Below are 13,682 nucleotides of genomic sequence, written 5' to 3'. Positions count from 1 at the left end.
AATATTTTATATCAATAGTATTCACATGAAAATTAAAGACATTCTCCTTATCGGTATATTTATAGTAGTATCTATACATAGTAATTATGCCCAAGAGGGATTACCTATATACTCAGATTACCTTACAGATAACTATTATCTTATTCACCCCTCTATGGCCGGAGCATCACAGTGTTCTCAGGTACGCTTAACAGGCAGAAGAAATTGGGTTGGCGAAGAAGATACTCCTGGACTTTTTACGGCAGCATATAATGGTAGAATAAATGATCAATCTGCTATAGGGGCAACAGCATACAACGATAAAAATGGATTCTTTTCTCAAACAGGAGGTTATCTCACATATGCACATCATTTGATGTTTTCGAGAAGTGAAGTAGATTTAAATATGTTATCCTTTGGCTTAAGTGCCGGAGTAATACAGTATAGACTTGACCAAAGTAGTTTTATTCCTAACGGAGACCCACTAATATCAAATGGTTCCTTAAGTTCTGCAGAATTTAATATAGACTTTGGTATGTCATACAACCTCTATAATTTCTATACACATGTAACAATGAAAAACGTTCTAGAAAACTCTGGGATTAATTCTGATTTACAACCCGCAACTAACCTCAGAAATTTATTGGTGTCTGTAGGTTATGTTTTTGAAAGAGGAAATAAAGACTGGTCTTTTGAACCCTCTTTGCTCTATTCTTATAGAGATGGAGTGAAACAATCCTCTGTTGATTTCAATATTAAATTTTATCGCAATGTAAGTGTGGGTAAAATCTGGGGAGGTCTATCGTATAGAACGAGTCTTGATGATATTGATTTTGTAGATGGTGCTGAACTGAAAACACAAAAACTAAATTATATCACTCCTTTTGTCGGAGTTAACTATGGCAAGTATGTTTTTGCCTATACTTATTCTTATCAATCGAACCCTGTGACTTTTAATAACGGAGGCTTTCATCAAATAACTTTAGGAATTGATTTCTCTTGTAGAAAAAAACGATATGCTTGTTACTGTCCTGCTGTGAATTAGATTTGACATCTTATTTTGATAATAAATAAGTATATAATTTAGACTTTAAAAATCATACCTTAAATTTGAGTTTTTGGAACCAAATCTAAGAATAATAGTCCCGCTGTTAGTTTGATAGCTATCTTTATAAATTTTTGCAAGTGCTGAAAGATCAAAACAAACTTGTTCTTGTATTAAAGCTTCGCAAGAATCATTATCTTCAAATGATACGATTACCTCTAATTGAACAGGATCAGATTCTAAAAACAAATGTGTCGTAAGAAGTTCAAAATTTGTGGTTCCGCAACCTCCCCCATACTGTACATCCAGTTTTAAAAAATCATCTTCAATTAAGGCTTTATTGATTTTAAAATCATCTACTAAAGCCGCACTATACAAAGACTCGTTTACAATAATGTTTTTACAATCTCGGCTATTTCCATTTAGTATATTTCCATTTGATACTAAGGTATCCTTAGTGCTATCATTTCCGCAGTTTAAGAAGGAATATAAGATGAATATATAGATAGCAAGTTTTCTCATCATGTATATTTTAATACGATCAATATATTATATAGATTATATACCTTAAAAAAGGTTGCGTTAGTATTGCAAATCTTTTGTTTTTTTTGGAACCTCTTTACGACTAAAAATTAGTATTATATTTATAACGCTCACATTAAGCTATTTCAAACATTATCTTTATTAAGACAAATCAAAATACAAATGAAAATACGTCACTTATCTAACTCTATATTTACCACCCTACTACTAGTATTTTTGAGTTTTGGTTCATCAGTACTGGCACAAAGCAAAAAAAAGACACTTAAAGTATTATTTGTTGGAAATAGTTATACATATGTAGAAAACATACCGCAAATCACATCTATAATTTCGGATAGTTTACAAACAAAACTAATTACTAAGAAAAGTGTTATTGGTGGTGCGAAATTAAGAGATCACTGGCTTGGTAACAGGGGGTTAAAAACGAAAGAGATCATCAAAAAAAATAAATTTGATATTGTAGTACTTCAAGAATGGAGCTTAGGGACGATATATGAATCTGATAGCATTCGTAAATACGCCAAACTGTTTTGTGATTTAATTAAAGATAAGGGTGCTAAACCCTATTTATATCAAACCTGGGCAAGAGAAAAAGTTCCACAACATCAAGAAACCATTGCTAAAGTATATGAAGAAGTAGCTACTGCAAATGAAGCTACAATTGTTCCTGTAGGTCGCGCTTGGGAATTAGCGAAGCAATTGCGACCAACTATTAAATTGTATGATGCTGATGGCACTCACCCTTCTAGGTTAGGTGCTTTTTTATCTGCCTATACCTTTGCTACTACTATTACAGGAGAGATGCCTGGGTCACTCTCTAGAATATACAGTACAAATGATAGTCAAGGAGAATCGGTGTACTTAATGTATCTTGATAATTTAGATATTACTTTTTTTACAGAAGTGGTTAAGAAAATAACCTTACCCCGCAATTAATCGTTATTGGTATATCTTCTAATAACTGTTTAAATAAAAAAAGACTGTCTTTTAAAAAACAGCCTTTTGATTTAATACTATCTAAGAAATTATCTTCTTATAATAAACTTATTTCCTGGCCCTCCAATTTTACCCCATACATTGTTCTTAAATTGATAGATATCACCAGAACTTGGGTTTGTGGCACAAAGAACAACTCCTCCATATATTCTTTTTGCAGCTCCTCCAACTCTATTCCAATTTTGACCTACACCAGTATATTCATATACGGCATTTCTATTAGATGATAATCCATACAGTTTTCCATTTGCCCAAACCCAATCAGCACCAGGTCCACCAATTTTTGTCCAATTAGTATTCTTAAATTGATAGATATCCCCAGAATTAGGATTTGTAGCAAGTAAAAAATCACCTCCAAATATTCTGCTAGCCGGTCCTCCGACTCTATTCCAGTTTTGTCCTAATCCAGTATATTCATATACTGCGCTTTTGTTAGATGATAGTCCATACAATTTTCCGTTAGCCCAAACCCAATCGGCACCAGCTCCCCCGATTTTGGACCAATTGTTATTCTTAAATTGATAAATATCGCCGGTATTTGGGTTTGTAGCGAGTAAAAAGTCACCTCCAAATATTCTACTGGCGGGTCCACCTATTTTACGCCAATTTTGCCCTACTCCGGTATATTCATATACACCACTTTTGTTTGATGACAACCCATATAATTTCCCATTTGCCCATACCCAGTCTGCACCAGCTCCGCCAATTTTAGACCAATTATTAGGTGAATTATTGTATCTGAAAATATCTTTCTTATTAAGACTTACGCCAAATATGTTTCCCGTATTAGCTTTTATTGTATTTGATATGCTTATAGATTCCTTTGCTTTTTTAAACTCGTAAAGTTCTTGATTTTCGATAGAATCTTTTTCACAAGAGATGATTACTGTCAAAAGTATAAAGTGTAATAATGCGATTGATAATTTTTTCATGATTTCTGTTTTTTGGATTTAAAGAATTGATATTAGTTATAATTAAATGTTACTGGTTATTGTTAACAAAACAAACTCTGTTTTAAGAGTGGTTAACCTCAAACAGTATAGTTTTATATGTTTTTGAAAAATGTAATAATTGTTACACCACACCGAGAAGAGAGATGTCTTAATTACAATACCAAGTTTTTATATAGTAATAATCCATCTTTGGGTATCGTTATTTTGTGCTGTACGTGTGACTATAGAAAAGTCTTTACTAGATACGACATGAGCATCTACAAACCTACCATTATACAATTGTTGTATAGTTGATGTACCATTTATATTTGGTATAATTACCCATCGTTGTGTATCATTATTCTGAGCGGTGCGTGTTACCACAGAAAAATCATTGTTTGATGATACATGAGCATCCACATACCGCCCATTAGCTTTTTGTCGAATAGTATATACACCTCCTACTTGAGTTAGAATCCAACGTTGTGTATTATTACTCTGTGCGGTGCGTGTTACTACAGAAAAATCATGACTAGATGCTTCATGCGCATCTACAAATCTGTTACTACTTTTTTGTTTTATAGTATAGTTGTTACTACCTATATTTCTTATGACCCACCGTTGTGTATCATTATTTTGTGCAGTACGAGTGACTAAAGAAAAATCGTTAGCTGCTGATGTATGAGCATCTATAAATCGGCCGTTATATAATTGTTGTATAGTTGATGTACCATTTGTACTTGGCATAATCACCCATCGTTGCGTATCATTATTTTGAGCGGTACGGGTAACGACAGAAAAATCGTTATTTGATGATACATGAGCATCTATAAATCTACCATTACTTTTTTGCTGAATGGTATATACAGCACCTACTAATTTTAATCCCCAAAGTTGTGTGTTATTGTTTTGCGCCGTACGAGTGACTAAAGAAAAATCGTTAGCTGCTGATGTATGAGCATCAAAAAATCGATTACTACTGGCTTGTATAATTTTAAATCCACTTCTATTTCCAATAGCACTCTTTGGGTTTTGTGCCTCAAAGGTTAATGTGTATACCCCTCCATCTCCTACAAATATCATTTCTTTTTTAATACTAAAAATACTGTGTGCTAATAGTAATTCTTGATTTGTAAAACGTAGTTCTTTAGGTTTGCCCACCCTATCATCAAAATTTGGAGCACCTGTAGGTGTTCCTGTCGCCGAATTAATATCATTTATGAGTTTAGAAACTCTCTCTGCTCGACTAAAGTTAAGGCTTCCTAAGACAGATGAAGCAACAATTCCTTTAACAATTCCCCGCAAAGTCTCTGCATCTCCATCATCATTTTCCATCAATGCTACTATAAAAACAGCATCGTTTGAATTTGTAAGTTGTGCTTCCTTATTATTTAAACCCCAAAAAACTGGTGAATTAGGCAATACTTTATGGGTTTCTCCTTGATCTACATCGTTAAATGGACCATATCTAACTACTTCAAAAGCAGGAGGTGTAGTTGAATAATCTACGGCTGTTACTAAAACATAAGGTTCATCTGATCCTACCTCATTGGTTTCCTCATTACATTTGATTTTTTCTAAAGATATTTTTATCATAATATTTGATTTAGATTATTAGTACATATTTCAACTCATCTTGAGTTCTTTTATTTATTGATTAATTATTTTGCAACACTAACTATAGCATGATAGTCATTAGGCTACTATGTTAGATACTAATGGGTAATGTAAATGGGTACTGTGTATAGAATTTAAGCCATATTATTTCAGGAAAACATATGCATAGTTGATCACTATCGCTTTTGTTTCAAGGATAGAATTTTAAAATTTCAAAAGGAATATTAAAATCCCTTTTTTTATATTAATGATTTACAAAGGGAAAAACTGACCATTTACAAAAGTTAATCTACCCTTACCAACGTTACCTGTGTGATATCTATTGGGTATGGTATCACTTTGATCTGCTAACCATGTATTTGGTTTTAATTTTATGTAAGAGTAACTATTTTTATCAGTAGATTGTGTTTGATCTAATGGGCATAATGAAATATCTACAGATTCCATAAACCAGTCATCAGGATGCCTTATATCCCCATCTATCTTAAAGAAAGCACTTTTTATTTCTACCCATTCTATTTTATCTACAGATAGTACTTTAATAAAGTAATTATCTATTCCCTTTCGATGTGTGTTCTCAAGATTGATTTTGTGATGTATTGTACCTTTATTTGTGTTTAAACTTATAAATGCATTGATATTATCTCTACTCTCACCATTTGGTTTATCACCTGTACCAATGGCAATTCTATAAAACCATTCGTATATTGTTCCAGGTATTTGCAGGTCATTATTTTTTAAATAGGTGGCTATATCACTATTCCATTTATCAGCTCCATTAGTATCATTAGCATTATGATAATTGTGAATTTGGGGAGATATAAGTTCAAACTTGCTTTCATCATAATCCAAGGTATCATTTCCGAAATTAGTATTTCTGTTTTTTTTCTTCTTTGCATTTCTTATTCGTGAATATATAAATATAGAAACTAAGAGAATTAGAGTTAGTACTATCAAAGAAGATTTAAGAGATATTAAAGTTGACATAAAATTTAGAATTTAAGTTGATTTGTTTTTGCTTACTTCAAAGCTAGTATCTTGTTACTCTTTATACTACAACTAGAGTTCTAAATTGTAACAACATAGTTCTAAATCACCAATTAATTCACTAATTACTAAAGAATTAATTCGTTTTATTTTGTTTTATGTATATAATATGCTGAAGGAACAACAGCGTAACGTTCTTTAAAACATTTAGCAAAATAGGATAGATTGTTAAATCCAACCTTGTACGCAATCTGAGTTATATTATCTTCTTTTTGAGATAATAATTGTTCTGCAATTTTAAGGCGGAAATTACGAAGTAATTGCCCTGGTGATTCGTTTGTAAGTACTTTCAATTTAGAATGCAGCTGAGTTTTACTCATTCCTAAAGCCTTTTGCATTTCGGGAACACCAAAACTTGGATCCGAAAAATTAGCCTCAAATAGAGATAATACTTCTTCTAAAAATTTCTGATCTAAAGAAGTAACTGTTATTTTTTTAGGATCTATCTGCCTTGTTGTATTTCTAAAAAGATGTCTTAATTTTTGACGTTGTTTAATTAGGTTATCTACTCGGGTTTGTAATTCGTGCACATCAAAAGGTTTTGTTAAGTAATCATCAGCCCCGGTCTCAAGCCCTTCAATTTTATTATCTAATCCCGCTTTTGCAGTAAGCATAATTACAGGTATATGACTTGTATGTATCTCTGTTTTTACTTTTGCACATAATTCTATACCATCTATCCCAGGCATCATTAAGTCCGTAATAATAAGATCAGGAGGGTTAGATAATGCTTTTTGCCAACCATCTTTGCCATTTGTAGCTTGTACAATTTTATATTTCTTAATAAGTTCTTGTGTAATAAACTCATTCATATCCAAATTATCTTCTATGACAAGAATTGTAGGGATATCTCTACTATCATGTTTGTGAAATTCAAATGTCTCGATCTTAGTATCAGTAATGATCATCTCATTTGATGATGTTACATCTATTTTTGTTTTCACTTTAATTTCATGAATAGGAATAGTTACGGTAAAGCAAGACCCTTGATTAATTTCACTTGTACATAGTATAGTTCCACCCATTAAAGTAACTAGATCTTTGGATAATGATAACCCTATCCCCGATCCTTCTCTTTCTTTGGTTGTACTGCTATCTACTTGATAAAATCGATCAAATATGAAAGGTATATTCTCTTTAGCAATACCACAACCAGAATCGATTACTTCTATTCGTAAAGATGTATCTATACAATCTACTTTGCAGACAATTACCGAACTATCCTCACTAAATTTAAACGCATTGCTTAACAGGTTGTAGATAATTTTTTCGAGTTTATCTCTATCAAATAATGCCCATAAAACAGTATCAGGAATACTTATTTTAAAATAGATATTTCGCTGTTCAGCATGAGAATCAAACGATGTAGCTGCAACGCGTAAACATTTGTAAACATTACCTTCTTTAAGCTCCAGTTTCAAACTACCGGCGTCTAGTTTAGAAAGTTCTAACAATTGATTTACTAAGTTTAGTAATCGATTTGAGTTACGCTTTATCATTTTAACGCTTTCAATACTTAAGGGTGTATTAGGATCCTTTTCTAATTTTTCTATGGGTCCTTTTATAAGTGTTAAAGGTGTACGAAACTCATGAGAAATATTAGCAAAAAAATTCGATTTTAAACGATCTAATTCTTTTAATTTATCGTTACTTTTTTGTTTAAGACGATATTGACTAAAGAGTAACATAGCCAATAGTAGTATTATAATAGAAAAAGCAATAATCGCATTACGTTCACTCTTTTGTTTTGCAAGAGTGATTGTTTTTGATTTATTTTCTGAGGCCAACAAAGCAATTTCTGTAGCTTTTTGTTCATTTTGATATTTGGCTTCCATATCATTCGTAACAGAAAGTATATTTTGATTATATAAACTATCTGATATAGCAATTACTTTTAGGGCATAATTATATGCCTTTTTATGTTCTTTTTTTTGATTATATGCTTTGTGTAATAGTCTATGAACTCGTATAGAAAGTGTTGTGTATTTTGAAGCTTTGGCATTAGATAAAATCTTTTTTGCAATGTCAATACTTCTATTGTGTTCTCCTTTTTCTAAGAAAATCAAAGCCATACCATATTGCACATCAAAAAAATGGTTAGGATGGTCTACCGCAATCACTAAATCATAGGCTTTTTTAATGTTATTTTCTGCTAAATTGTATTGTTTTTTTTCGAGATAAATCATTGCAAGTTTATACCAAATTCTACTCGCACCTAATTTATCTCCTATGCTTTCTTTTATTGCCAAAGACTCCTTAAAATAAGGTAGTGCTTTATCATTTTCTAAAATAGTAGCGTATACAGTTCCTAAATTTAGCAGACAAGCCGAAATACCTGGTAAATGATTAATTTCTCTTACTAATTTAAGAGCATGTTCATAATTTTTAATTCCCTCGACATATTGTTTTTGAGTCGCATAAATGGCCGCAATGTAATTGTATATTCTCGCCTCTGTATTTTTATCGTTATTTTTTTTTGCTATCGGAAGAACTTCTAAATAAAGGGATAATGCTTCTTTATGCTTAGATTGATTTTGCTTAAGTTTACCTAAATCTATTTTCACAAAACCTATTGTACGAAGATCATCTAGTTCTGAAAATATAGATAAGGCTTCCTCTAAATACTTCTGTGATTCGACATTTAGTCCTTTATCTCTCAAGATTACACCTCTTCTATATTTTGCTTCACCTAGACCATCTTTAAATTTTAGTTTTTTAGATAGTTTTTCTGCTTCAATAGCAAAATTTAATGCGCTATTTTGATCTATTCTTTTATACTTTTCCCATAGGGTAAGATACTTGTTTACTTTTGTGGTATCTTCTTTCATAGTTGATAACGAATTAAGAAGACTATCAATTTCTGATTGGGAAAATAATATGGAATGAGATACCAAAAATATTGAGAAAAGGATTTGTTTCATAAGAAAATAGTATCAAATAATTAAGAATCCATTCTTTATTTATATCATATAAATTTAGACAAAAGGATATGTCTAAACAAGTATAGTCTAGCAGAACTAATTTAGAATTTTACTTTTTTATTGGATAACTGTATAATCATATCTATAAAAATAAAGAGGTCCTTTATTCTTTAAAATTGTAGTTACATTAAAAATCCGTATTTTAAGCAATAGAATAGTAAATCGCTTTATCATGAAATATAAAGGATCTATAGATATTAATCAACCCTTGGCAATTGTTACTGCTCTTTTTGCTGATTCTAAAAATCTTGTAAAATATCAGGATGGGTTTCAGAAAAAAGAATTGATAAAAGGAACTGAAGGACAAGATGGTGCTGTTTCTAAGTTGTACTATAAAAGTGATAAACATGAGATGGAACTAACAGAAACCATTATTGCCAATCGTTTACCCCATACTTTTGAAGCTTTCTATCACCATAAACATATGGATAATACTATGAAAACAACATTTACTGCTTTAAGTGATAAACAAACGAGGTATGAAACTGAAGTTGAATATACTCGGATTAATTGGGTAATGCCCAAACTCATTGCTATTCTATTTCCTAGTATGTATCGCAAACCAGGTGAACGGTGGATGAAAAATTTTAAGACCTTCGCAGAGCAACAATAAAACAAGGTTTCTTATGAAATAAATTCATAGACTATTGAGTTATTATAAGATAGTTTCACGTAACCAAATAGCGTATCATGAAGAAAATATTTAAAATAACTGGGATTATATTTATATCATCACTATTATTTTATTGTTCTGATAGTGACAATAGCACAAACCCCGATCCAGACCCAGACCCAGATGGTGGTGGTGAACCTGTAGAAGCAGTTACCACATTAATAAACACATTAAATGTTCCTTGGGAACTTATTTGGGGACCTGACGATTTTTTATGGCTAACAGAACGAAATGGAAAGATTAGTCGTATCGATCCCGATTCTGGAAAACAAACCGAAGTAATGGAAATTACAAGTGTCGCTCAAGTACAGGAAAGTGGTTTATTAGGAATGGTACATCATCCAGATTTTAATACTAATCCGTTTGTTTATGTAGTATATACATATGATAATGGCACAAGTGGTTTGCTAGAAAGATTAGTTCGATATCGATATGAAAACAATGCGCTTTCTAACGAGACGACATTGTTGGATAATATTCCTGCAAATTCTATTCATAATGGTTCTCGCCTACTTATCACGCCAGATGAACATTTAATCATGACCACTGGAGATGCCGGTAGTGCGAACTCTTCTCAAGACATGAGCTCCTTGGCAGGTAAGATCCTTAGATTAAACTTAGATGGTAGTATCCCAAATGATAATCCAACGCCAGGTAGTTATGTCTACAGTTATGGCCATAGAAATGCTCAGGGCCTAGTCCTTCATCCTAATGGTAGTTTGTATATATCCGAACACGGACCTAGCTCTGATGACGAAATAAACCGAATTGAAGCTGGTAAAAATTATGGTTGGCCTGATATTCGTGGAGTAATCGATACTCCCAATGAAGAAGCTTTTGCTAATACTACCACAACAGTCGAATCAATATATAACTGGACACCTACAATTGCACCGTCGGATTTGATATATTATACTAGTGATCGTATTCCTGAATGGAAAAATAAATTGGTCATGACTGTATTAAAGGAACAACAAGTTATTGCACTTACATTAAATGCCGATGGTACCGAGGTTATAAACGAAGAAACCTTTTTTGATCGTAAATACGGGCGTCTTAGAGATATCGCTATTTCTCCTTCTGGACGGGTTTTTATTGCCACAAACGGTACTTCTTATCAAGATAACAGCAATACACATAGCATTATAGAGATCAATAAAATTGAGTAAAAATTAGTTTTAATAAAAAATTAAAGCTTGTTTATGAATATAGCTTTATATAGCTCTAAGTTAAAACTTGGAGCTATTATTTTTATACACATTTGATAATGAAATCTATTAAAAAAAATACTGAAACTACATAAACTTCATACAAAATCTATATTCGGAATTCTTAAAAAATGATACCTTTATGGAAACTAGTTATGGAAATAATAGAGATTAAAAAATTTGACGAATTATTAGAGGCCTTTGAAAGTCAAAAAGCAGGGCAAAACTTTGTTTACAGGGGCGTTTCGAATACATCATACGAGCTTATTACTTCATTGGGGCGTTGTGAATCTGCTATGGGTAAACCTATAGAGCGTTTAGAAGCTCGACTAATAAAATTGTTCAAAGAATCTTCTATCCCTTATCTTGAACATAAGCCTAATAATGAGTTAGAATGGCTAGCCGTGGCACAGCACTATGGATTACCCACTCGCCTACTAGATTGGACATATAACCCACTAGTATCTACTTATTTTGCTGTAGAATCTACTCCTATTAACGATGCTGCTATTTATATACTATCTGGATGTTCAACCATCCAAATACCTGATAAAACAAATCCTTATAAGTTAGATAAAGTATTTAAATACAGACCTCCTTATATTTCTGCCAGAATTCAAAATCAAGCAGGATTGTTTACTGTTCATAACACTCCTGACACTCCTTTTGAGCATGATAAACTTAAAAAAGTCGTCATCCCTAAACAACTAAAATCTACTATTAAAAAGACATTATTTAAATATGGAATTAATCAGCGATTAATTTATCCAGGCCTAGATGGTGTTGCTAGAGACCTGAAATGGTTGGAAACTAAAATGTTTTAATTTCATCGAGAAATCCATGTCGTTTAGAGAAAAGCCTAGTAATAGATAACTTAATTAACGATATTACCTATTTATTTTCCATTAATACAAACATGATTATTAAAGTATTACAAAAAAACAGGGTTGTAACACATACTATATTTTGGATATTTTATCTTTTTATTTGGGTATTAATGGATGTCATATACGGTCTTCCGTTTAAAAGAGCATTGTTTAATTATCTTGGATGTGGTTTAGAAATTCCCTTCTACTACATACATATGTATTACCTATGGCCTAAATATATTACTACAAAACGCTATTTGTATTACTTTGCTTTTTTCCTTCCACTTGTATTGCTTAATGCTTATCTAGTACGTCTTTTAAACTACCATGTAGTTTTTCCCGTTTTTCTTGAGATTACAGATCTTCCTGAGAATTTCATGTCTTTTCCAAGGGTATTAGGTTTAGCAAGAAGTATATTGTTATGGTTTGGACCACCTACCGCAATTAAAATTTTAAGAGATTATTATCAAAATAAGGTGAATTTAGAACGAATAAAGAAAGAACAAAAAATTAGTGAGTTAAATTTCTTAAAGTCACAGATGAACCCTCATTTTCTTTTTAACACACTTAACAATCTATATTCACTAGCATTAAAGGGATCTAAAAAAACACCAGAAGCGCTACTGCAGCTTTCTAATTTATTATCTTATATGTTATATGATGGTACAGAAGATAAAATTTCTTTAGAAAAAGAAATCCATCATCTTAATGATTATATCGAATTAGAAAAACTACGTTTTGGAAACCGTCTTGATCTTACTTTGGAAATGATAGGTGATTTTAATACAGTGATGATACCACCAATGATTATTATTCCACTTGCAGAAAATGCTTTTAAACATTGTTCTCTTAATGAAAGAGGAAATATCAACATAAAAATAAGAATACAAGTAGATAAAGGCAAAATCTACATCAGTACTATAAACCCTGTAGGCAATACTATTAAGTCAGATAACAAACATGGTATTGGTGTTAAAAACTTGTCTAAAAGATTAGAAATTATCTATCCCCAAAAGCATATCTTTAAATTAGAAGAAAGAGAAAAAAAGTTTTATACTGATCTAACCATCGAGTTAAATGAATAAGATAAAGTGTATTATTGTTGATGATGAGCCATTGGCACAGGATGTGATCTCTGATTATATTGGACGATTAGACTTTTTGGCAGAAGTTGGGAGGTTTGATGATGCTTTATCTGCAATCAAATTTCTTAACAATGAATCAGTCGACCTGATATTTCTTGATATACAAATGCCTATACTGGATGGTATCAATTTTTTAAAAGCACTTTCTCACCCTCCCACTGTCATCTTTACTACTGCGCACAGGCATTATGCAGTTGATGGATTTGAGTTAAATGCTGTAGATTATCTTGTTAAACCCATTCCTTTCTACAGGTTTGTACAGGCAATAGAAAAGATAAAAGAAAGAACAAATACTACGACACAACTAATAGAAGATACAAATGCTGCTTTTTTTAAAGTTGAAAACAAAAAAATCAAAGTACATTACATAGATATTCTGTTTATAGAAAGTTTAAAAGATTATATAAAAGTAGTTTTAAAAGATAGATCCTTTGTAACCTATCAAACACTTTCAGGAGTATTAGCCTTATTACCAGATACTCATTTTGTCCAAATACATAAATCGTTCGTTATCAATTATCAATATGTAAACGCAATAGAAGGTAATATGTTAACTATTGAAGAACATTCTATACCGATCGGACGTAGCTATCGAGAAAATGCTATGAAAAAAATATATCTAACTGGAAAAAAAGGTTGGAGGTAAT

General features: G+C 31.7%; 12 protein-coding genes. 7 read left to right on the top strand and 5 right to left on the bottom strand.

Features of this window, described 5'->3' with window-relative positions:
* Positions 1–25: 25 nt before the first annotated feature.
* Positions 26–1,024, top strand: a complete 999-nt coding sequence (locus D1816_RS03575) for a type IX secretion system membrane protein PorP/SprF (RefSeq protein WP_118501205.1) — start codon at positions 26–28, stop codon at positions 1,022–1,024.
* Between the two features lie 45 nt (positions 1,025–1,069).
* Here D1816_RS03575 and D1816_RS03570 read toward each other — a convergent pair whose 3' ends face one another.
* Positions 1,070–1,546 (bottom strand): hypothetical protein, encoded by a 477-nt coding sequence (locus D1816_RS03570; RefSeq protein ID WP_066310442.1) that lies wholly within the window; start codon positions 1,544–1,546, stop codon positions 1,070–1,072.
* 183 nt (positions 1,547–1,729) lie between these two features.
* On the opposite strand from D1816_RS03570, the gene D1816_RS03565 reads away from it, so the two are divergent.
* Positions 1,730–2,503 carry a hypothetical protein gene (locus D1816_RS03565; protein ID WP_118501204.1) on the top strand — a complete coding sequence of 258 codons (774 nt, stop codon included), beginning with the start codon at positions 1,730–1,732 and terminating at the stop codon, positions 2,501–2,503.
* A gap of 89 nt (positions 2,504–2,592) precedes the next feature.
* Here the strand turns inward: D1816_RS03565 and D1816_RS03560 are convergent, their stop codons facing one another.
* The 4 genes from D1816_RS03560 to D1816_RS03545 all read right to left on the bottom strand — a co-directional run bounded on the left by D1816_RS03560 (position 2,593) and on the right by D1816_RS03545 (position 8,987).
* Positions 2,593–3,495 (bottom strand): hypothetical protein, encoded by a 903-nt coding sequence (locus D1816_RS03560; protein ID WP_118501203.1) that lies wholly within the window; start codon positions 3,493–3,495, stop codon positions 2,593–2,595.
* Between the two features lie 189 nt (positions 3,496–3,684).
* Positions 3,685–5,091, bottom strand: coding sequence for an RICIN domain-containing protein (locus tag D1816_RS03555; RefSeq protein WP_118501202.1), 1,407 nt, complete (start codon positions 5,089–5,091; stop codon positions 3,685–3,687).
* 273 nt (positions 5,092–5,364) lie between these two features.
* Positions 5,365–6,099: a hypothetical protein gene (locus D1816_RS03550; RefSeq protein WP_118501201.1), complete on the bottom strand. Its 735-nt coding sequence runs from the start codon at positions 6,097–6,099 to the stop codon at positions 5,365–5,367.
* Positions 6,100–6,245: 146 nt separating this feature from the next.
* Positions 6,246–8,987 carry a tetratricopeptide repeat protein gene (locus D1816_RS03545; protein ID WP_205504652.1) on the bottom strand — a complete coding sequence of 914 codons (2,742 nt, stop codon included), beginning with the start codon at positions 8,985–8,987 and terminating at the stop codon, positions 6,246–6,248.
* Between the two features lie 325 nt (positions 8,988–9,312).
* Between D1816_RS03545 and D1816_RS03540 the strand changes: the two genes are divergently transcribed.
* The 5 genes from D1816_RS03540 to D1816_RS03520 all read left to right on the top strand — a co-directional run bounded on the left by D1816_RS03540 (position 9,313) and on the right by D1816_RS03520 (position 13,681).
* Complete coding sequence (locus D1816_RS03540) at positions 9,313–9,753, top strand: SRPBCC family protein (protein ID WP_118501199.1); 441 nt, start codon at positions 9,313–9,315, stop codon at positions 9,751–9,753.
* Positions 9,754–9,830: 77 nt separating this feature from the next.
* Positions 9,831–10,982, top strand: a complete 1,152-nt coding sequence (locus tag D1816_RS03535) for a sorbosone dehydrogenase family protein (RefSeq protein ID WP_118501198.1) — start codon at positions 9,831–9,833, stop codon at positions 10,980–10,982.
* 170 nt (positions 10,983–11,152) lie between these two features.
* On the top strand, positions 11,153–11,845 hold the full coding sequence (locus D1816_RS03530) for an FRG domain-containing protein (RefSeq protein ID WP_082832318.1): 693 nt from the start codon (positions 11,153–11,155) through the stop codon (positions 11,843–11,845).
* 173 nt (positions 11,846–12,018) lie between these two features.
* Complete coding sequence (locus D1816_RS03525; RefSeq protein ID WP_158597731.1) at positions 12,019–12,975, top strand: sensor histidine kinase; 957 nt, start codon at positions 12,019–12,021, stop codon at positions 12,973–12,975.
* A complete protein-coding gene (locus D1816_RS03520; protein ID WP_118501196.1) occupies positions 12,968–13,681 on the top strand; it encodes a LytTR family DNA-binding domain-containing protein in 714 nt (237 codons plus the stop codon). The genes D1816_RS03525 and D1816_RS03520 overlap by 8 nt, the downstream gene beginning before the upstream one ends.
* The last annotated feature ends 1 nt before the right edge of the window (position 13,682 follow it).

This window comes from Aquimarina sp. AD10 (assembly GCF_003443715.1).
GTDB classification, from domain to species: domain Bacteria; phylum Bacteroidota; class Bacteroidia; order Flavobacteriales; family Flavobacteriaceae; genus Aquimarina; species Aquimarina aggregata.
This window is presented reverse-complemented; position numbering and strand designations above follow the sequence as displayed.